General features: G+C 74.5%; 19 protein-coding genes. 10 read left to right on the top strand and 9 right to left on the bottom strand.

Going from position 1 to position 20,181, the window contains the following annotated elements; translation table 11 throughout:
* Nucleotides 1-26: 26 nt before the first annotated feature.
* A complete protein-coding gene (gene guaB / locus OOK41_RS06960) occupies nt 27-1,589 on the bottom strand; it encodes an IMP dehydrogenase (RefSeq protein WP_117665173.1) in 1,563 nt (520 codons plus the stop codon).
* Nucleotides 1,590-1,821: 232 nt separating this feature from the next.
* Between guaB and OOK41_RS06955 the strand changes: the two genes are divergently transcribed.
* A complete protein-coding gene (locus OOK41_RS06955; RefSeq protein ID WP_266263410.1) occupies nt 1,822-2,232 on the top strand; it encodes a DUF5319 domain-containing protein in 411 nt (136 codons plus the stop codon).
* Between the two features lie 165 nt (nt 2,233-2,397).
* Here OOK41_RS06955 and OOK41_RS06950 read toward each other — a convergent pair whose 3' ends face one another.
* Complete coding sequence (locus tag OOK41_RS06950; RefSeq protein ID WP_266263408.1) at nt 2,398-3,216, bottom strand: helix-turn-helix transcriptional regulator; 819 nt, start codon at nt 3,214-3,216, stop codon at nt 2,398-2,400.
* Between the two features lie 253 nt (nt 3,217-3,469).
* Between OOK41_RS06950 and OOK41_RS06945 the strand changes: the two genes are divergently transcribed.
* Nucleotides 3,470-3,853 (top strand): WhiB family transcriptional regulator, encoded by a 384-nt coding sequence (locus tag OOK41_RS06945; RefSeq protein ID WP_117665200.1) that lies wholly within the window; start codon nt 3,470-3,472, stop codon nt 3,851-3,853.
* A gap of 108 nt (nt 3,854-3,961) precedes the next feature.
* Nucleotides 3,962-5,197, top strand: coding sequence for a hypothetical protein (locus OOK41_RS06940; protein WP_266263407.1), 1,236 nt, complete (start codon nt 3,962-3,964; stop codon nt 5,195-5,197).
* Between the two features lie 153 nt (nt 5,198-5,350).
* Here the strand turns inward: OOK41_RS06940 and groL are convergent, their stop codons facing one another.
* Together groL and groES are read right to left on the bottom strand one after the other, a co-directional pair.
* Nucleotides 5,351-6,997, bottom strand: coding sequence for a chaperonin GroEL (gene groL / locus OOK41_RS06935; protein WP_117665169.1), 1,647 nt, complete (start codon nt 6,995-6,997; stop codon nt 5,351-5,353).
* Between the two features lie 70 nt (nt 6,998-7,067).
* On the bottom strand, nt 7,068-7,382 hold the full coding sequence (gene groES, locus OOK41_RS06930; RefSeq protein ID WP_018222648.1) for a co-chaperone GroES: 315 nt from the start codon (nt 7,380-7,382) through the stop codon (nt 7,068-7,070).
* A gap of 398 nt (nt 7,383-7,780) precedes the next feature.
* Here groES and OOK41_RS06925 point away from each other — a divergent pair, with 398 nt between their 5' ends.
* The 7 genes from OOK41_RS06925 to OOK41_RS06895 all read left to right on the top strand — a co-directional run bounded on the left by OOK41_RS06925 (nt 7,781) and on the right by OOK41_RS06895 (nt 14,517).
* Nucleotides 7,781-8,992: a methyltransferase domain-containing protein gene (locus OOK41_RS06925; protein WP_266263404.1), complete on the top strand. Its 1,212-nt coding sequence runs from the start codon at nt 7,781-7,783 to the stop codon at nt 8,990-8,992.
* Nucleotides 8,993-9,050: 58 nt separating this feature from the next.
* Entirely contained in the window at nt 9,051-9,530 is a 480-nt protein-coding gene (gene ybaK, locus OOK41_RS06920; protein WP_266263403.1) for a Cys-tRNA(Pro) deacylase, read from the top strand.
* Between the two features lie 262 nt (nt 9,531-9,792).
* Nucleotides 9,793-10,884 carry a sugar ABC transporter substrate-binding protein gene (locus tag OOK41_RS06915; RefSeq protein ID WP_266263401.1) on the top strand — a complete coding sequence of 364 codons (1,092 nt, stop codon included), beginning with the start codon at nt 9,793-9,795 and terminating at the stop codon, nt 10,882-10,884.
* A gap of 32 nt (nt 10,885-10,916) precedes the next feature.
* Nucleotides 10,917-11,702: an ATP-binding cassette domain-containing protein gene (locus OOK41_RS06910; RefSeq protein WP_266263399.1), complete on the top strand. Its 786-nt coding sequence runs from the start codon at nt 10,917-10,919 to the stop codon at nt 11,700-11,702.
* Complete coding sequence (locus tag OOK41_RS06905; RefSeq protein WP_266263397.1) at nt 11,699-12,958, top strand: sugar ABC transporter permease; 1,260 nt, start codon at nt 11,699-11,701, stop codon at nt 12,956-12,958. Before OOK41_RS06910 ends, OOK41_RS06905 begins: the two co-directional genes overlap by 4 nt.
* Nucleotides 12,959-12,986: 28 nt before the next feature.
* Nucleotides 12,987-14,168: an ROK family protein gene (locus OOK41_RS06900; protein ID WP_266263395.1), complete on the top strand. Its 1,182-nt coding sequence runs from the start codon at nt 12,987-12,989 to the stop codon at nt 14,166-14,168.
* Between the two features lie 58 nt (nt 14,169-14,226).
* The gene (locus OOK41_RS06895) at nt 14,227-14,517 is read left to right on the top strand and encodes a DUF1707 domain-containing protein (RefSeq protein ID WP_117665163.1); all 291 of its coding nucleotides are present in this window, start codon (nt 14,227-14,229) and stop codon (nt 14,515-14,517) included.
* A 90-nt stretch (nt 14,518-14,607) separates the two neighbouring features.
* Here the strand turns inward: OOK41_RS06895 and OOK41_RS06890 are convergent, their stop codons facing one another.
* The 5 genes from OOK41_RS06890 to tsaD form a co-directional block, all read right to left on the bottom strand.
* Nucleotides 14,608-16,371 carry an ABC transporter ATP-binding protein gene (locus tag OOK41_RS06890; protein WP_117665162.1) on the bottom strand — a complete coding sequence of 588 codons (1,764 nt, stop codon included), beginning with the start codon at nt 16,369-16,371 and terminating at the stop codon, nt 14,608-14,610.
* Nucleotides 16,371-18,074, bottom strand: a complete 1,704-nt coding sequence (locus tag OOK41_RS06885; protein WP_266263392.1) for an ABC transporter ATP-binding protein — start codon at nt 18,072-18,074, stop codon at nt 16,371-16,373. The genes OOK41_RS06890 and OOK41_RS06885 overlap by 1 nt, the downstream gene beginning before the upstream one ends.
* 112 nt (nt 18,075-18,186) lie before the next feature.
* Nucleotides 18,187-18,753 (bottom strand): NUDIX hydrolase, encoded by a 567-nt coding sequence (locus OOK41_RS06880; RefSeq protein WP_266263390.1) that lies wholly within the window; start codon nt 18,751-18,753, stop codon nt 18,187-18,189.
* A gap of 104 nt (nt 18,754-18,857) precedes the next feature.
* Nucleotides 18,858-19,112, bottom strand: a complete 255-nt coding sequence (locus OOK41_RS06875; RefSeq protein ID WP_117665155.1) for a hypothetical protein — start codon at nt 19,110-19,112, stop codon at nt 18,858-18,860.
* A gap of 22 nt (nt 19,113-19,134) precedes the next feature.
* Entirely contained in the window at nt 19,135-20,181 is a 1,047-nt protein-coding gene (gene tsaD / locus OOK41_RS06870) for a tRNA (adenosine(37)-N6)-threonylcarbamoyltransferase complex transferase subunit TsaD (RefSeq protein ID WP_117665154.1), read from the bottom strand.

Below are 20,181 nucleotides of genomic sequence, written 5' to 3'. Positions count from 1 at the left end.
CTCCAGGTGTCTTGAGGGGGTGGCGGTCAGCGGGAGTGGTAGTTCGGCGCCTCGACGGTCATCTGGATGTCGTGCGGGTGGCTCTCCTTGAGCCCGGCCGCGGTGATCCGGATGAGCTGGCCGCGCCGGTGCAGCTCGGGGATGCTCTCCGCGCCGACGTACCCCATCGCGGCGCGCAGCCCGCCGGTGAGCTGGTGGGCGACGGCGGAGAGCGGCCCCCGGTAGGGCACCTGGCCCTCCACGCCCTCCGGGACCAGCTTGTCCTCGGCGAGCACGTCCTGCTGGAAGTAGCGGTCCTTGCTGTAGGACTTGGCCTGGCCCCGGGACTGCATCGCGCCCAGCGAGCCCATCCCCCGGTACGCCTTGTACTGCTTGCCGTTGATGAAGATCAGCTCGCCGGGGCTCTCCTCGCAGCCGGCCAGCAGGCTGCCGAGCATCACCGCGTCGGCGCCGGCCACGAGGGCCTTGGCGATGTCGCCGGAGTACTGGATGCCGCCGTCGCCGATCACCGGGACGCCGGCCGGGCGGGCGGCCCGCGCGGCCTCCATGATCGCGGTGATCTGCGGGACGCCGACCCCGGCGACGATCCGGGTGGTGCAGATCGCGCCCGGGCCGACCCCGACCTTCACGCCGTCGGCGCCGGCGTCGACCAGGGCCTTCGCCCCGGCGTACGTGGCCACGTTGCCGCCGACGATGTCGATCGTGACGTCCTTCTTGAGCTGGCGGACCATGTCCAGCACCGCCCGCTGGTGGCCGTGCGCGGTGTCCACGATCAGCACGTCCACGCCCGCGTCCACCAGGGCACGGGCCCGCTTGTACGCGTCCTCCCCCACGCCGACGGCGGCGGCCACCCGGAGCCGGCCGGCGTCGTCCTTGGTGGCGTTCGGGTACTGCTCGCTCTTGGTGAAGTCCTTGACGGTGATCAGCCCGCGCAGCCGGCCCGAGTCGTCGACGATCGGCAGCTTCTCCACCTTGTGCTGGCGCAGCAGCGCCAGCGCCTCGTCCTTGCGCACCCCGACGGGCGCGGTGACCAGCGGCGTCCGGGTCATGATCTCGTGGACCGGGGTGGCCGGCTCGGAGACGAAACGCATGTCCCGGTTGGTGACGATGCCGACGAGTTGGCCGTCGCGGTCGACCACCGGGACCCCGGAGATCCGGTACCGGCCGCACAGCGCGTCGACGTCGCGCAGGGTGTCCTCCGGGCTGGCGGTCACCGGGTTGGTGATCATGCCGGACTCGGAACGCTTCACCAGGTCGACCTGGAGCGCCTGGTCCTCCAGGGAGAGGTTGCGGTGCAGCACGCCGATGCCACCCTGGCGGGCCATGGCGATCGCCATCCGCGCCTCGGTGACCGTGTCCATCGCGCTGGACAGCAGCGGGATGGTCAGCTCGACGTTGCGGGTCAGCCGGGTGCGGGTGTTGACCCGGCTGGGCACCACGTCCGACTCGCCGGGCTGGAGCAGCACGTCGTCGAAGGTGAGGCCGAGCGGGACCACCCGGGCCGAGCCGGCGGGCAGCTCCGGCAGGTGGCCGCCCAGCTCGCCGTGGTCGGCGCCGGCCGGCAGATCGGTGCTGGGCGAATTGTCCACGATTGCTCTCCTGAGCTGGTCGGGCGGGCTTCAGCGAGGCGGCGCGCGCGGGCATCCGGCGCACGCCGGGTGATGGCGCGTCGGTGCCATCGTACCCATCGGGCCGGGCCGCCCCCGCCGGAGCCGGCCCGGTCGTCGACGCTGCGTGACGGCGGCCCCCGTCTGCCCCGACGCCGGGTGACCGGGCGGACTGGGGCGGGCGGCGCGCGGGCACGGGGTCTACGGTGAGGGGGTGCACGACGAGCCCATCGACCCGTTCAACGGCGACCCGGCCGATCCGGCGGCGGAGCTGCACGACCCGGACGGCGACGCCGCACTCGACCCACTGACCGAGGTCGAGCGGCAGGACGTGCTGGAGGACCTCGCGGACCTGGAGGTCTACCAGGCCCTGCTGGCGCCCGTCGGGGTGCGCGGGCTGGTGATCGAGTGCGAGGACTGCCGGGAGCCGCACTACTTCGACTGGGACCTGCTCCGGGGCAACCTGCGCCACCTGCTCAGCTCCGGCCGGCCCCGGGTGCACGAGCCGGCCTACGACCCGGACCCGGACCACTACGTCACCTGGGACTACGCGCGCGGCTACGCCGACGGTGTGCACGACACCCTGACCGAGGGCACCGAGGACGACACCGAACCGGGCACCTGAGCCGACCCGGGTCCCGCGCGTTCCCCGAGGTGCGAGTGCGGGCTCGCGGTACCCGTCCGACAGCGCGGCGTCGAGCGGGGCCGAGCCGGGTCGGGTCGGCCCCGACGGGCGAGTGCCACGGTTCGCGGGACCGGGCCCGGCCGGGCAACGGGCCTGCCGGCGCGCTCAGGCGACCAGGCCGGCGCGGAAGCCGGCGGCCACCGCGTGCGCGCGGTCGCGGGCGCCGAGCTTGCGGAACAGCCGACGGGCGTGCGTCTTGACGGTGTCCTCCGAGACGAACAGTTCCCGGCCGATCTCGGCGTTGCTCTTGCCCTCGGCCATCCCGAGCAGCACCTGGAGTTCCCGCTCGGTCAGGCCGACCGCTCCCCGGGCGCCCCGGGCGGGGGCGGCCCGCCGGCCGTTCGCCGGCTCCGCGGGCTCGCCGCCGGTCGGCTCCGGCTCGTCGTCGCCCCGCTGCACGGGCACCACCGCCGGCACGCCGCCCGGCCCCTCCGGGGCCGCCGGCCAGGCCGGGCCGGGGTTGTTCGGGGCGCGGCCGGCCGACGCGGGGCGCTTCTGGCCGCCGACGGCCGCGGCGTCCCGAGCCGGGTCGGCCACCCGGTGCCGGGTCGCCCGGCCCGGCGCGGAGAGCAGCAGCAGGGCCTTGGCCACCGCGCTGGTCAGGTCGTGGTCGGTGCCCTGGATCAGTCCCCGGGCCCCGGCGCCGATGGTGGCCGCAGCCGCCTCGGACTCCTCGGCCCCGAACAGCAGCACCGCGGCCTGCGGCGCGCGGGCCAGCACCCGACGCACGAATCCGGCGCTGTCCGGCCGGGTGAGCGCCGTGTCGGCGAGCACCACGTCCGCCGGGCCCTCCGCCAGCCGCAACATCACCTCGGGATCGGAGACGGCGGTCCGGACGGCGGCGGACAGCCCGAGCCGGGCCGCCGCGGAGTTCAGTTGCTGCGCGGCGAGCGGCGTCCGAACGCACACGAGAACAGTACGCACTGTGGTCTCCTCTCCGACCCGAAGCAGACCACGGCGGGGTGGGGTCGGGTGGGTGTTCCCGGCAATCCTCCGAACTTTTCCGACAGATAGGGCATATGCCGCACATTGTCCGAGGTTTTCGATCACAGAAGTGTGAGCCGGCGAGAGCCGGGGTACCGGGAGCCGAGCCGGAATCGGTGCGCCAGCGCGGCCCACCGCCCGGACACCGGTCAACTGAGAGTCTCCGCGGTGCCGCGCGGGAGGAGGGGTGCTGATGTCGAACGTACGCAGGCTGCCCGGACCCATCGTCGACCTCTGGGACTGGCAGCGGCTCGGCGCCTGCCGGGGTCGCGACAGCGCCCAGTTCTTCCACCCGGACGGCGAGCGCGGCTCCTCCCGCCTGCGCCGCGAGTCCGGCGCCAAGGCGGTCTGCCGGGCCTGCCCCGTACGCGCCGAGTGCGCCGCGCACGCGCTGTCCGTCCGTGAGCCGTACGGCGTCTGGGGCGGCTTCAGCGAGGCGGAGCGGCTACGGCTGCTCGCGGTCGGCTGGGAGGACCTGGCCGACCGCCGGCACAGCCGCGTCGACGTGGCCCGCCTGGAGGCCCGCCTCGGCCGCCCGCACAAGTCCACGATGCCGGCCCAGCGCAACGTCGCCTGACGACCGCGCCTGCCACACGCCGACGCCGCGCCCCGGCCGCCCGGGGCGCGGCGTCGGGTCACGTACCGGCCGGCGGCGGATGTCCCACTGTTCTGCCAGCATCATCGGATGCTGATCGACATCGCGGATCCGGACACGCTCTGGGCCCGGTGGGGCGCGCTCGCCTCGGCGCTCGCCACTCTCGGCCACGACGACGTCTACTGGTGCGACGCGGACGGTGCCCACCACGACGACCACGGGGGCAACTGGGCGCGGCTGGTGCGCGTCGAGGGCGGCCGGGCGGTGCTCTTCGGCTACGACCACGAGTACAGCGACACCGTGAGCGTCAGCCCGCCGCTCGACCTGCTCGCCGGGGCCCCCGCCTGGCTGCCCTGGCCCGAGCTGATCCGGCACGCCGAGGCCGACCAGCTCGGCTACGCCTACTGGTACGACGGCGGCTGGTCCCGGGTGCCGTACCCGGAGCCATTGCTGCCCGACGGGCTGCGGGACACCGCCGGGGCGGTGCTCGACGACGACCGGGCCCGGCGGGAGCTGGGCGAGGTGGTCTTCGAGTGGGGCGGCTACCAACCCGCGGACGAGGCGGCGGAGCGGGCCGAGGTGGCCGAGGCCGCCGGCCGGTTGCTCACCGCCGCGGCCGACCGCGCCCTCGACGCGGGCGCGCTGGACGGGCTGCTCGGCCGGCTCCGGCCCGGCCCGGTCGACGTGCCCGCCGGCCTGGCGATGGCGACCCGGGCCGGGCTGACCCCGGGCGGACGGCCACCGGCGGTGGCGGCGGCGGCCGGGCCCCCGCCCCGGCGGGTCCGGGTGCTCAGCGACGACCAGCACGACCGGCTGGTCTGGACGGCGATGCGGCGGGCCACGGAGGCGCCCCGCCCGGCCCCGGCGCCCACCCCCGAGCTGACCGAGCTCGTCGACTGGGCACGCGGCCGGGCCCCGGCCGGCGACGGCCGCTGCTCGCTGCTCATCCAGGTCACCGACACCGCGCTCAGCCAGCACCCGGGCGAGGCGGCCCCGGCCAGCCTCCCGGGCGAGGACGGGTGGGCGGCGTTCCGCCAGGCCGGCGACCTGGTCCGCCGGCTCCGGACGGCCGAGGCCGACCCGGCGCACGGGCAGTGGATCTTCCTACGGCTGGAGGCGACCGCCGGCGGCTTCACCCTCGAACGGCGCTACGACTCGTGGCCCGGGTGGCTGGCCGACGACGGGCGCGGGCCCTGGCGCAGCCACCTCCGGCCGGAGCTGGACCGCCGGGCACCGGCGTTCCGGCCCGCGTGGGCGGTGCTGCTGGCGCCGGAGGTCGCGTACCTCGGGCCGCCGCCGCCCTTCGACACGCTCACCATCGGGTGACCGCCCCGCGGACCCGCCCACCACGGGGTGACCGGCCGCCGGGCGCGCCGAATGACCGGGGCGGCGCTTGCGTGAGCATCGGCCGGCGCGGGAAAGGCGTCAGGGCACGCCGTCGGGTGACGGCGTGCCCTGAACGGTGTCCTACGGCGTGGGTCAGAAGCCCGGGCCGTGCTGGTGGCCGTGGCCGTGCGAGTGGCCGTGGCCCCCGGCGGCGGCCGGCTCGGCCTTCTCCGGCTTCTCCACCACCAGGCTCTCGGTGGTGAGCAGCAGGCCGGCGATCGAGGCGGCGTTGGAGACCGCGTTGCGGGTCACCTTCACCGGGTCGATGATGCCGGACTTCACCAGGTCGACGTACTCGCCGGTGGCGGCGTTGAGGCCGTTGCCCCACTCCTGGGCGGCGACCTTCTGCACCACGACGTAGCCGTCGTGGCCGGCGTTCTGGGCGATCCAGCGCAGCGGCTCGACCAGCGCCTTGCGCACGATCGAGACGCCGACCTTCTCCTCGCCGGTGAGGCCGAGGTCGTCGGCGAGCACCGGCAGGATCTGCGCCAGGGCGGCGCCACCGCCGGGCACCGTGCCCTCCTCGACGGCGGCCTTGGTCGCGGCGATGGCGTCCTCGATGCGGTGCTTGCGCTCCTTCATCTCGACCTCGGTCGCCGCGCCCACCTTGATGACCGCGATGCCGCCGGAGAGCTTCGCCAGCCGCTCGGCCAGCTTCTCCCGGTCCCACTCGGAGTCCGAGGCCTCGATCTCCTTGCGGATCTGGGCGACCCGGTCGGCGACCTCGCTGGCCTGCCCGCCACCGTCGACGACGGTGGTGTTCTCCTTGTCGACCACGACGCGCCGGGCGGTGCCGAGCACCTCCAGGCCGACCTGGTCCAGCTTGTAGCCCAGCTCCGGGGCGACCAGCTCGGCGCCGGTGAGGATCGCCATGTCCTGGAGCATCGCCTTGCGGCGGTCGCCGAAGCCGGGGGCCTTCACCGCGCAGACCTTGAGGGTCTTGCGGATCGAGTTGACCACCAGGGTGGACAGGGCCTGGCCCTCGACGTCCTCGGCGATGATCAGCAGCGGCTTGCTGTTCTGGAGGACCTTCTCCAGCAGCGGCAGCAGCTCCTCGATCGCCGAGATCTTCTGCGTGGTGATCAGGATGTACGGGTCCTCCAGGACCGCCTCCTGCCCCTCCACGTCGGTGACGAAGTTCGGCGAGATGAAGCCCTTGTCGAACTGGAGACCCTCGGTCACCTCCAGCTCGGTGGCGAGGGTGGAGCCCTCCTCGACGGTGATGACGCCGTCGCGGCCGACCCGCTCCATCGCCTCGGCGATCAGCTCACCGATCGTGGCGTCCTGCGCGGAGATCGTCGCCACGTGCGCGATCGACTCCTTGTCGGCGACCTCGACGGCCCGGTCGAGCAGCGCCTCGGAGACCTTGTTGGCCGCCGCGTCGATGCCGCGCTTGAGGCCGGCCGGGTTGGCCCCGGCGGTCACGTTGCGCAGGCCCTCGCGGACCATCGCCTGAGCCAGCACGGTCGCGGTGGTGGTCCCGTCGCCGGCGACGTCGTTGGTCTTGGTCGCCACCTCCTTGACCAGCTGCGCGCCCAGGTTCTCGTACGGGTTGGTGAGCTCGATCTCCTTGGCGATGGTCACGCCGTCGTTGGTGATCGTGGGCGCACCGAACTTCTTGTCCAGGACGACGTTGCGCCCGCGCGGGCCGAGAGTGACCTTGACCGTGTCCGCGAGGGCGTTGACACCGTGCTCCAGCAGGTGCCGGGCGTCGTCCGAGAAGCTAAGGATCTTCGCCATGAATGTCCCTTCGAGGCGTCACTGCCCCGGCCCGGCGAGCCGGACCGGGGCAGTGACACTGATCGGTTGGTTACTTCTCGATGACCGCGAGGACGTCGCGGGCGGAGAGCACCAGGTACTCCTCGCCGGCGTACTTGACCTCGGTGCCGCCGTACTTCGAGTACAGGACGGTGTCGCCGACCTTCACGTCGATCGGCACGCGGTTGCCCTTGTCGTCGATCCGGCCCGGGCCGACAGCGAGGACGGTGCCCTCCTGCGGCTTCTCCTTGGCGGTGTCGGGGATCACGATGCCCGACGCCGTGGTGGTCTCAGCCTCGTTCGCCTGGACCACGATGCGGTCCTCGAGCGGCTTGATCGCAACCTTGGTCGCGGTAGTCACGGGCATACCCTCCTGGGGTACTGGTTTCGTTGCTGGTCGACGGGGCCGACCAGCGTCAATCTGCCACATGCCACCGGGCGGGGCCGTCGTCGCGGGTGCCGGTCCGCCTGGCGTTCAGCGCCCGGGCACGGGGCCCGGAAGCTGGCACCCTCGATGGGAGAGTGCTAATCGCAGGTTATGCCGTGGCTAGCACTCCGTCAAGGAGAGTGCCAACGCGTCGCCCGTCGTGTCGCCCCGACCGGCCCGTCGACGCCGTACCGCCCAAGATTCGACTTTGGCTGCGGGACGTCGCGGCCGCCCGCCCGCCCGAGACCGCCAGGTGCCCCACCCGGAGCCGATGACGGTGGCCGGACGACGGGGACGACCGCCGACAGGCGTTCCCGGTGGACCCGGACAATGGAGCGGTGGATCTCGACCAGTTCGCCGCCCTGCGTACCCCCGAGGGGTCGGCCGCGCTCACCGCGGCGACCGGGCTGGCCGGCGGCGACCCGCTGGCCGCGGCGGCGGCGCTCCGCTCGGCCGGGGTGCCCGCCGGGCTGGCCGCCGCCGCGCTGACCCAGGCCGAGCTGCGCCGCCGGGCGGTCGGCAAGTTCGGGCCGGAGGCCGCCGGCATGTTCCTCACCCGCGCCGGGCTGGAGCAGGCCACCCGGGGGGTGGTCGCGGCCCGGCGGGCCGAGCGGCTGCACGCCGCCGGGGTACGCACCCTCGCCGACCTGGGCTGCGGCCTCGGCGCCGACGCGCTCGCCGCCGCCCGTGCCGGCATCCGGGTGTACGGGGTGGAGGCCGACCCGGTGACCGCCGCGATGGCCTCGGCGAACGCCGAGGCCGCCGGGCTGGCCGAGGCGTTCACCGTGGAGTGCGGCGACGCCACGGCGTTCGACGTGACCCGGGTCGACGCGGTCTTCTGCGACCCGGCCCGCCGCAGGGCCGGCACCGGGCGGCGGATCTTCGATCCGAACGCCTACTCGCCGCCGTGGGACTTCGTAGCCGGCCTGGCCGAGCGGGTGCCGCACACCGTGGTCAAGGTGGCCCCCGGCCTCGACCACGCGCTGATCCCGGTCGGCGCCGAGGCGGAGTGGGTGAGCGTGGCCGGCGACCTGGTCGAGGCCGCCCTGTGGTGCGGCCGGCTCGCCGAGGTCCCCCGCCGCGCCACCCTGCTGCGCGAGCCGGCCCCCACCTGCGCCGCGGGGGTCACCCGGCACCAGCTCACCGGCTCCGGCGCGGTCGAGGCGGCGGTCGGCCCGGTCCGCCGGTACGTCCACGACCCCGATCCGGCGGTGGTCCGCGCCCACCTGGTCGCCGAGCTGGCCGACGCCCTGGGCGGCACGCTCGCCGACCCGACCATCGCCTACCTGTACGCCGACGCGCCGGGCGGGACGCCGTTCGCCCGCTGCCTGGAGGTCACCGACGTGCTGCCGTTCTCGCTCAAGCGGCTGCGCGCCCTGCTGCGCGAGCGCCGGGTGGGCCGGGTCGAGATCCTCAAGCGCGGCTCCGCGCTGGAGCCGGAGAAGCTGCGGCGGGACCTGCGGCTGGCCGGCCCGGAGGCGGCGAGCCTGGTGCTGACCCGGGTCGCCGGCGCGCCCACCGTGCTGCTGTGCCGGCCGGTGGCGGACTGACGGCCGGCGGCGGGTAACCGGTGGCCCCGGGGGTCGGGGCCGGGTTAGCTTGTCGGGCATGGCGGGACAGGGCACTCCGGCGACGGCGCTGCTGACCAGGCGGAAGATCCGGCACAGCACCCACCCGTACGACGTCTCGCCGGACGCGCCGAACTACGGCGCGCTCGTCGCGGCGGCCCTGGGCGTGCCCCCGGAGCGGGTGTTCAAGTCGCTGGTCACCGAGGTCGACGGCGCGCTCGCGGTGGCGGTGGTGCCGGTCGCCGGTGAGCTGGATCTCAAGGCGCTGGCCGGCGCGCTCGGCGGCAAGCGGGCGACGATGGCGGACCGGGCGGTCGCCGAACGGGCCACCGGCTACGTCCGGGGCGGGATCAGCCCGCTCGGCCAACGCCGACGCCTGCCCACGGTGCTGGACGACTCCGCCCTGACCCACGACACCGTCTACGTCTCGGCCGGCCGGCGCGGCCTCCAACTCCAGCTCGCCCCGGCCGACCTGATCGTCCTCACCGACGCCGCCACGGCCCCGATCGCGGCCCGCTGACCCACCGCCCGCCAGGCCGCCGCCGGCCGACCGCCCGGCGCGGCGGGTCCGGTCGGCGGCGGGTCCGGGGCCACATCCGGGCAGCACAGGGCCGGGATGCCGCTCCCGGCGGCGGGGCGGCAGGGAGTCGTGGGCGTTGCCGAATCGTTACTGCCGCCGACGAGACTTCAGAACGCGACGGCCTTGTGTCGGGCCTGCGCGCGAAATACGTTGCCGGGCACAACAAACCGCCGTCCCGCCTTCACCCCGAAAGGACCCGCACATGCGCAAGGGCTTCCTCACCCTCGCCACCGTGGGCGTGCTGGCCACCGGCGGCACGGCCGCCTGCGGCCCCGGTAGCGCGGAGGCCGGCGGCGGTGACAGAAAGCCGAAGATCGGGGTGATCCTGCCGGACAGCAGGACCAGCGCCCGGTGGGAGGGCGCGGACCGCAGGTACCTGGAGGCGGCGTTCCGGGCCGCCGGGGTCGACTACACCATCCAGAACGCGCAGGGCGACAAGTCCAGCTTCTCCACCATCGCCGACGGGATGCTCACCGCCGGCGTCACCGCGCTGATGATCGTCAACCTGGACTCCGGCACCGGCAGGGCCGTGCTGGACCGGGCGCGGTCGCAGGGCGTCGCCACCATCGACTACGACCGGCTCACCCTGGGCGGCTCGGCCGAGTACTACGTCAGCTTCGACAACAAGGCCGTCGGCAGGCTCCAGGGCGAGGGCCTGAGCCGGTGCCTGGCCGACCAGGGCGCCGAGCACCCGGTGGTGGCGTTCCTCAACGGCTCGCCGACCGACAACAACGCCACCGAGCTGAAGGCCGGGTACAACTCGGTGCTCGGACCGAAGTTCACCTCCGGGACGTACGTCAGGGGCCCGGACCAGCCCGTGCCGGACTGGGACAACGCGCAGGCCGGGGTGCTCTTCGAGCAGATGCTCACCCGGACCGAGGGTCGGATCGACGGGGTGCTCGCCGCCAACGACGGCCTCGGCAACGCCGCCATCTCGGTGCTGAAGAAGAACAAGCTCAACGGCAAGGTCCCGGTGACCGGGCAGGACGCCGACGTGCAGGGCCTGCGCAACATCCTCGCCGGCGACCAGTGCATGACCGTGTACAAGGCGATCCGGAAGGAGGCGGACGCCGCCGCCGCGCTGGCCGTGTCGCTGGCCAACGGCGTCCACCGGGACACCGGCCAGACGGTGCGGGACCCGGAGAGCGGGCGGGACGTGCCGGCCGTGCTGCTGGAGCCGAAGGCGATCTACCAGGAGAACGTCAAGGACGTCGTGGCCGACGGCTACGTCTCCCGGGACAGGCTCTGCACCGACCCGTACGCCGAGCTGTGTGCCGCCGCCGGGATCAGCTGACCCGCCCGCCGACCCTCGTACGGAGGAGACCTGTGTCCGCAACCCCCCTGCTGGAACTGCGCGGGATCGACAAGAGCTTCGGCCCCGTCCAGGTCCTGCGTGACGTCGCCCTGTCCGTTCACGAGGGCGAGGTGACCGCGCTGGTCGGCGACAACGGCGCCGGCAAGTCGACCCTGGTCAAGTGCATCAGCGGCATCCACCCCACCGACTCCGGCGAGTTCCTCTTCGAGGGCCGCCCGGTGAGCGTCAACAGCCCCCGGGACGCCGCCGCCCTGGGCATCGACGTCGTCTACCAGGACCTCGCCCTCTGCGACAACCTCGACATCGTGCAGAACATGTTCCTCGGCCGGGAGCGGAGCAAGGGCCCGGTCCTGGACGAGTCGGCCATGGAGCAGATGGCCGCCGAGACCCTGGCCGGCCTGGGCGTCCGGACGGTGCGGTTCCTGCGCCAGCACGTCGCCAGCCTCTCCGGTGGGCAGCGGCAGACCGTCGCCATCGCCAAGGCGGTGCTCTGGAACAGCCGGCTGGTCATCCTCGACGAGCCGACCGCCGCGCTGGGCGTCGCGCAGACCGCCCAGGTGCTGGAGCTGGTCCGCCGGCTCGCCGACAACGGCCTGGCCGTGGTGCTCATCTCGCACAACATGAACGACGTCTTCGCCATCTCCGACCGGATCGCCGCGCTCTACCTCGGCCAACTGGTCGCCCAGGTGAGGACCACCGACATCACTCACGCCCAGGTGGTCGAGCTGATCACCTCCGGCCGCTCCGGCGCCCTCGGCACGGGATCCGACGCCACCACCTGGGGAGCCGTCCGATGACCGCCACCATCGTCAAGCAGGAAGGGCCGTCGGACATCGCCCCGAAGCCCTCCGTCGGCAGCCACGTCCGGGACTACCTCGCCCGGCTGCGCGGCGGCGACCTGCGCTCGCTGCCGGCCGTGACCGCCCTCGTCCTGCTCTGCCTGGCGTTCGCGACCGTCCGGCCGGTCTTCTTCTCGGCCGCCAACTTCGCCAACCTGTTCACCCAGGGGGCCGCGGTCACCGTGATCGCGATGGGCCTGGTCTTCGTCCTGCTGCTCGGCGAGATCGACCTCTCGGCCGGCGTGGCCAGCGGGGTCTGCGCCACCGTCCTGGCCAAGGTGGTCAGCGACCTGGGCCACCCCTGGTACGTCGCGGTGCTCGCCGCCGTCGCCACCGGAGTCCTCATCGGCCTGACCCTCGGCTTCCTGGTGGCGAAGGTCGGCATCCCGTCATTCGTGGTGACCCTGGCCGGGTTCCTCGCCTTCCAGGGCGTGGTGCTGCTGCTGATGCGGGAGGGCACCAACATCGCGATCAACGACGAGGTGATCATCGCGATCGAGAACCGGTGGGTGCCGCCCCCGATCGGCTGGTTGCTGGCGGGGGTCGCGGTCGCCGGGTACGCCGGCACGCAACTCCTGCGGCACCGCGACCGGACGGCCCGGGGGCTGGTCACCGAGCCGGTCGCCGTGGTCGCCGGCCGGGTCGCGGCGCTGGCCCTGGTCCTCGGTCCCGCCGTGTACGTGTTCAACCAGGAGCGCAGCATCAACCCGCTGATCAGCTCCAACAAGGGCATGCCGATCGTGGTGCCGCTCATCGCCGTCCTGCTGGTCTTCTGGACCTTCGTGCTCGACCGCACCGCGTACGGCCGGCACCTGCTGGCCGTGGGCGGCAACCGGGAGGCCGCCCGGCGCGCCGGCATCAACGTCGACCGGATCCGGATCTCCGCGTTCGTCGTCTGCTCCGCGATGGCGGCGGTCGGCGGCATCATCGCGGCCAGCCGGGACAGGTCGGTGGACCCGAACACCGGGGGCAGTAACGTGCTGCTCTACGCGGTCGGAGCGGCCGTGATCGGCGGCACCAGCCTTTTCGGCGGCAAGGGTCGCATGATCAACGCGGTGCTGGGTGGGGCGGTGGTAGCGGTGATCATCAACGGGATGGGTCTGCTCGATCTGAGCTCCGGCCTCAAGTACCTCTTCACCGGACTGGTGCTGATGCTGGCCGCCGGGGTGGACGCGCTGTCCCGCCGACGGTCCGCCGCCACCGGCGCCCGCTGACGACGTGCGACACGGAGTGCCGGTGGCGATGCGCGCAGGACCCAGCCAGGACGAGATCCGTCGGCAGAACCTCGGTGCCCTGCTGCGCTACGTGCACGTCCACGGCGCGACGACGCGCGCCGAGCTGACCACCGTGCTCGGGCTCAACCGCAGCACCATCGGCGCGCTGACCGCCGACCTGGCCGGCGCCGGCCTGGTCAGCGAGGGCACGCCGCGGGAGACCGGCCGGGCCGGCCGGCCGTCGCTGGTCGTCCGGCCGGAGGCGGAGCGGGTGTACGCGTACGCGTACAGCGTGGAGGTGGACCGGCTGCGGGCCGCGCGGGTCGGCCTGGGCGGCGCGGTGCTCGACCGCCGGGAGCTGGACCGCCCCCGCAACCTGCTGGCCGGGCAGGCCGCGCCGCTGCTGGCCGGGGCGCTCAAGGAGATGCACCCGGCGGTGCCGGCCGGCGCGGTCTGCGTCGGGGTCGGGGTGGCGGTCTGCGGCATGGTCCGCCGCGACGACGGCCTGGTCCGGCTGAGCCCGCCCACCGGCTGGGTGGACGAGCCGATCGGCGCGGCGCTGGCCGCCGAGCTGGGCATCGACGTGCCGATCACGGTCGGCAACGTGGCGGACGCGGCGGCCTTCGCGGAGCACGCCCGGGGCGTCGCCGCCGGCTGCGACAACATCATCTACCTGTACGGGGACGTCGGCGTCGGCGCCGGCATCATCGCCGGCGGCCGGCGGCTCACCGGGCACGGCGGGTACGGCGGCGAGGTCGGCCACATGGTGGTGGTCCGGGACGGGACCCGCTGCGAGTGCGGCTCCCGGGGCTGCTGGGAGACCGAGATCGGCGAGTACGCGCTGCTGCGGGCCGCCGGCCGGCACGACGCCCGGGGCCGGGAGGCGCTGCTGGCCGTCTTCGATGCCGCCGGCCGGGGCGACGCCCGGGCCCAGACGGCGGTCCGCCAGGCCGGCGACTGGCTCGGCTTCGGCGTGGCCAACCTGGTCAACATCTTCAACCCCGAGATGGTCATCTTCGGTGGCACCATGCGTGACCTGTACCTGGCCTCGGCGGCCCAGGTGCGCAGCCGGCTCAACTCGATCGGGCTGTCGGCCTGCCTGGAGCACGTCCGGCTGCGCACCCCGAAGCTGGGCGCCGACGCGGCCCTGGTCGGCGCGGCCGAGCTGGCCTTCGAGCGGCTGCTAGCCGACCCCCTCGACGCCGGCTGACCGGCCCCCTCCGCCCGGCGGCCTGACCCGGGCGGCGCGGCTGCGTACCCTGTCCGACGTGGACGTCGAGCTGCGCGCCTCCGACGACGACCGGCACCGGGTGATCGCCGAGCTGCAACGGCACACCTCGGCGGGCCGGCTCAACCTGGACGAGTTCTCCGAGCGGGTCGCGGTGGTCTGGTCCGCCCGCACCCTCGGCGACCTGGCCGCGGTGACCCGGGACCTGCCGGTCGAGCCGGCCCCCGCCGGACCATCCGCCGAACACGGCCGGCGGGACCTGCTGGTCGTCTTCGCGGTCGCCGTCGCCACCCTGCTCCTGCTCGGCCTGCTGATGGCCCTCAGCCGCTGACCCGTCGCCGCCCGCGTCCTGCGCCGCACCTGACCGGCCGCCGGTCCGCCGCCGCCCGTCGTCCCGGCGGGCCCCTGCCGGCCCGGTGCCTCAGCCGTGCCAGGAGCGCCAGAGGGCGGCGTAGGGGCCGCCCGCCGCGACCAGCTCGTCGTGCGATCCCAGCTCGGTGATCCGGCCGTCCTCCACCACCGCCACCCGGTCGGCGTCGTGCGCGGAGAAGAGCCGGTGGGCGATGGCGACGACCGTGCGGCCCTCCAGCACGGCGGCCAGGGAGCGCTCCAGGTGCCGGGCGGCCCGGGGGTCGATCAGCGAGGTCGCCTCGTCCAGGACCAGGGTGTGCGGGTCGGCCAGCACCAGCCGGGCCAGCGCGAGCTGCTGGGCCTGCGCCGGGGAGAGCGCGTGCCCGCCCGCGCCGACCACGGTGTCGAGGCCCTGCGGCAGCGCGTCCGCCCAATCCAGGGCGTCCACCGCGGCCAGCGCCGAGCGGACCCGGGCCGGGTCGGCGTCGGGGCGGACCATCGCCACGTTGTCGGCGAGCGTGCCGATGAAGACGTGGTGCTCCTGGGTGACCAGCGCGACGTGGGTGCGCAGTTCCGCCAGGGGCAGCCCGTCCAGCGGCCGGCCGTCCACGGTCACCGACCCGGCGCGCGGGGCGTGCACCCCGGCGAGCAGCCGGCCCAGGGTGGACTTGCCCGCCCCGGACGGCCCGACGATGGCCAGCTTCTCCCCCGGCTCGGGCACCAGGGTCACGCCGTGCAGCACGTCCCGGCCCTCGCGGTAGGCGTACCGGACGTCTCGGGCGGCGAGCCGGGGAGCCGCCGGGCCACCGTCCGCGGCCGGCCGTGGGGATTCGCCGGCGGGGGCCGGGCCCGGGTCGTCGGCGGCGGCCACCCCGAGCAGCCGGGCCATCGAGGCGCCACCCACCTGCAACTCGTCCAGCCAGGAGAGCAGCCGGTCGACCGGGTCCACGAGCTGCTGGGCGTAGAGGGTGGCCGCGGTGACCTGGCCGAGGCTGACCCAACCCTCCAGGTAGAACCAGCCGCCGACGACCAAAGTGGCGACCACCGGCACCACGTACCCGAGCTCGGCGACCGGGAAGAAGACGGTACGCAGCCCGAGGGTGTACCGCTCGGCGGCGTACGACCGGCGGATGTCGGCGGCGCTGCGGGCCTGGCGGCGGGCCTGCTGGCGCAGCGCCTCCGTGGTCCGCGACCCCTCGACGGTCTCGCTGATCCCGTCGGTGATGTCGGAGTACGCGGCGTTCTCCCGCAGGTAGCCGGCCGGGGCGCGGCGCAGGTACCACCGGGTGCCTGCCCACAGGATCGGCACCGCGAGCAGGCTCGGCAGCACGAGCAGCGGCCCGGTGAACAGCAGCGCGGCGACGACGAACACGACGGTGACCAGCGCGATCAGGGTCTCCGGCACCGCGAACCGGACCGTCCTGGACAGCGCGGAGACGTCCCGGGACGCCCGGGTGAGCAGGTCGCCGGTGCCGGCCCGCTCCACCGTGGACAGCGGCAGGGCGAGCAGCCGGTCGACGAACTCCTCGCGCAGCTCGGCGAGCACCCCCTCGCCGAGCCGGGCCGACGCCAGGTGGGCGAACCGCACCAGCACCGACTGGGCCACCACGAAACCGCCGATGGCCAGGGCGATCCGGTCCACCGTGACGGTCGAGGTGCCCCGGGAGATGCCCTCCACCAGGTCGCCGAGCAGTCGCGGCGCGACCAGCCCGGCCGCCGCGGCCAGCGCGTGCAGGGCGAGCGCGGTGGCCAGGGCGCGGGGGTGGCGGCGGACCAGGGCGCGGGCGTACCGGCGGACCTGGTCGGCGTCGGCGACCGGCAGCGCGGCGGTCATCAGCTCTCCCCCCGGCTCACCGTGGCCGCGTAGCGCGGCTCGGTGCGCAGCAGTTCCTCGTGCGGCCCCTCGGCCATCACCTTGCCGTCCGCCACGAAGACCACGTGCTCGGCGCGGCCCAGCACCAGCGGGCTGGTGGTGCAGACCAGGGTGGTCCGGCCCCGCCGGGCCGGGCCGAGCCGCGCGGCGATCCGCGCCTCGGTGTGCGCGTCCACCGCGCTCGTCGGCTCGACCAGCACCAGCGTCTCCGGGTCGGCGACCAGCGCCCGGGCCAGCCGCAGCCGCTGCTGCTGGCCGCCGGAGAACTCCCGGCCCCGCTCGGCGACCCGGCCGTCCAGCCCGTCGGGCAGTGCGTCGACGATGTCGGTCGCGCTCGCCGCGTCCAGCGCCGCGAGGATCGTCGCCGGGTCGGCCGCGTCGTGCGGGTCCAGCTCCGCCCGCAGCGGGCCGGTGAACAGGTGCGCGTCGTTGTCGGCCACCAGGATCCGCTCGCGCACCGCCGCCAGCGCCACCTCCCGCAGCGGTACGCCGTGCAGCGTCACGTCCGCGTCGACGTACCGGCCGAGCCGGTCGGCGATCGCGGCGGCGTCCTCGGGCGCGGCGGCGACCAGCGCGGTGAGCCGGCCGGCCGGCACGACCAGCCCCGACTCGGCGTCCACCAGCTCCCCGGGGCCGGCCGGCAGGGCCGCCGGGCGGGCCGGGTCGACCAGCTCGGGGGTGAGCCGCAGCAGCCGGACCACCCGGCGGGCCGCCACGTGCCCCCGGGTCAGCCGGTCCACCGCCTCGGTGAGGTTACGCAGCGGGCTGACCAGGAACGCGGTGTAGCCGTAGAAGGCGACGAGCTGGCCGGCGGTGATCTCGCCGCGCAGCGCGAACCGGGCGCCCAGCCAGGTGACCAGCACCAGGAACGCGCCGGGCAGCAGGATCTGGGTCGCCTCCAGCAGCGACTCCACCCGGGCCACCCGCAGCCCGTCGGCGCGCAACTCCTGGGACCGAGCCCGGTACCGGGCCGACAGCACCGGCTCGCCGCCGACGCCGCGCACCACCCGCAGCCCGGAGACGATGTCGCCGGCCCGGGCGGTCAGCTCCCCCTCCGAGTCCCGGTACGCCTGCTGCCGGTGGTGCAGCGGCCGGATGAGCAGCCCCACCACGGCCATCAGCAACGGCACCCCGAGCACGACGACGAGGCCGAGCGGCACCGACGCGGAGAGCAGGATCACCGCCACCGTGGCGATGGCGACCAGCGATCCGGTGCCCCGGGCGGTGATGTCGATCGCGTGGCCGATCTGGCCGATGTCGGCCGTACCGATGCTGACCACCTCGCCCCCCGCGACCCGGCGGGACAGCGCGGCCCCCAGCCGGTTCGCCGCGCCGACGGTGACCTGCACCGTCCGGTACGCGCCGCCCAGCCAGTTGTGCAGCGCGCACCGGTGCCGCAGCACGCCCGCGCCGGCCTGGAGCACGCCCAGCCCGAGCAGGGCCAGCCCCCAGGTGACCAGGGCGCCCTGGTCGCGGTGGGTGAGGCCGGCGTCCACGGCCCGGCCGACGGTGGCCGGCATCAGGGCCTGGGCGACCATCCAGACCACGCCGAGGCCGATGGCGGCGAAGAAGAGCAACGGTTGCCGACCGGCCAGCCACACCAGGTATCGGGCCGCCGAACGGTCGTCGGGTACGCCGGGATCGCCGGCCGGTTCGAAGCGCATGACCCGCCGACGTTAGGCGGTGATAAAGCTGTTGCGCCAACGCATTTCGCTGTTCAGAATCGCCCGGCCGAAGGGCCGGACTCGCGCCCACCGGGCAACCTCGGCGGGACGGCTACAACTCACCCCGCGCCTGACGTGCCGTCAACTCCAGCACGGCGATCACGGTGCCGGCTCCGACAATCTCCCCCTGCTCCACGAGCACCCGAGCCTCGACCAGCGGCATCCAGGCGACCCGTTCCGCTTCGTTCACATCCACCGGAGCTCCCGTGTGCTCCGCCCCTCGGGCGAGGAACAGCAGGTTCTTCGCATCCGCCGTGGCGACCCACGGCTGGAACGACAGCAGCGGCTCGACCTCATACGGCCGCCAGCCGGTCTCCTCCTCGACCTCGCGCACCGCGCACCGCGCCGGCTCCTCCTCGCCGTCGACATACCCGCCGGGAAGTTCCCACACCCACTGGTCGAACACGAACCGGTGCCGCCGCATCAACAACAGCCGCTGCTGGTCGTCCAGGACGGCGACCATCGCAGACAGGGGAGCCCGGATCACGTACTGCTCGAACCGGACACCGTCCGGCAGTTCCACGTCGGCGATACTCAGCCAAGCACGCCGGCTGTCATCCACAATCCGCTCGCCATGGATCGTCCACCGGGTCAGCCCGTCTGTCTCCTGGTCCGCCATCCCGCCAGTATCAGCCATCCCCACGCGGACTCAGGTGGGGCCTTGGTCCATGGACGCCGCCTGACGAGGTGGGGTCACAGGGTAGCCCCACGGTTGCTCGACGGTCAGCGGTCGACCTGGGTGAAGTCCCACGAGTGCGGCGGGCGGGCGACCAGCGTCGCGGGCGGGTCGGGCAGCGGCCGAGGGCTGCTGCGCCACTTCGAGATCACCACCACCCGGTGGTCGGTCGAGCTGAACACCTCGCTGGACAGGTGCAGCGGGTCGTGCTCGAACTCGGGCAGGGCGGTGTCGCAGACCCAGGTGATCAGGTCGGCGAAGCCGTACGCCTCCGCCCGCGCCTCCCACATCCGTACGATCATGTCGTCGCTCCCCTCGCCGCCGTCACACGCTGACCGTGGTCAGCGGCAGGGACGAGTCGGCCGGCAGGTCGAGCCGGCTCGGCGCCACCCCGGCGGCGACCAGGTGCGAGCCGAGCGCGGCCACCATCGCCCCGTTGTCGGTGCACAGCTTCGGCCGGGGCACCCGGACCCGGATGCCCAGCTTGGCCGCCCGGTCCTCGGCGAGCACCCGCAGCCGGGAGTTCGCCGCCACCCCTCCGCCGATCACCAGCGTGTCGACCCCGTGGGCCCGGCAGGCGGCCAGCGCCTTCGTGGTGAGCACGTCGCAGACCGCCTCCTGGAACGACGCGGCCACGTCGGCCACCGGCACCGGCTCGCCGGCCCGCTGCCGGGCCTCCACCCAGCGGGCCACCGCCGTCTTCAGCCCGGAGAACGAGAAGTCGTACCGGTGTGCGGCGAGGTCCTTGGCGGCGGTGAGCCCGCGCGGGAAGCCGATGGCGGCGGCGTCACCGGCCCGGGCCTCCCGGTCGATGTACGGCCCGCCGGGGAACGGCAGGCCGAGCAGCCGGGCCACCTTGTCGAACGCCTCACCGGCCGCGTCGTCGATGGTCGCGCCCAGCGGGGTGACCCCCCGGGCCAGGTCGTCGACGAGCAGCAGGGACGAGTGCCCGCCGGAGACCAGCAGCGCGATCGCCGGCTCGGGCAGCGGGCCGTGTTCGAGGGTGTCCACGGCGACGTGCGCGGCGAGATGGTTCACCCCGTACACCGGCTTCTCGGCGGCCAGCGCGTACCCCTTGGCGGCGGCCACGCCGACCAGCAGCGCGCCGGCCAGCCCCGGGCCGGAGGTCACCGCGATGGCGTCGATGTCGGCGATGGTCACCCCCGCCTCCTTCAGCGCCCGGTCCATGGTCGGCACGATCGCCTCCAGGTGGGCCCGGCTGGCCACCTCGGGCACCACGCCGCCGAACCGGGCGTGCTCCTCGACGCTGGAGGCCAGCGCGTCGGCGAGCAGGGTGTGCCCGCGTACGATGCCGACCCCGGTCTCGTCGCAGGAGGTCTCGATGCCGAGGATCAGCGGTTCGTCAGCCAT

Origin of the sequence: Micromonospora sp. NBC_01655 (assembly GCF_026339755.1) — a bacterium.
Classification (GTDB): domain Bacteria; phylum Actinomycetota; class Actinomycetes; order Mycobacteriales; family Micromonosporaceae; genus Micromonospora.
The sequence above is the reverse complement of the archived record's forward strand: the minus strand, read 5'-3'. Positions and strand labels throughout refer to the sequence as shown.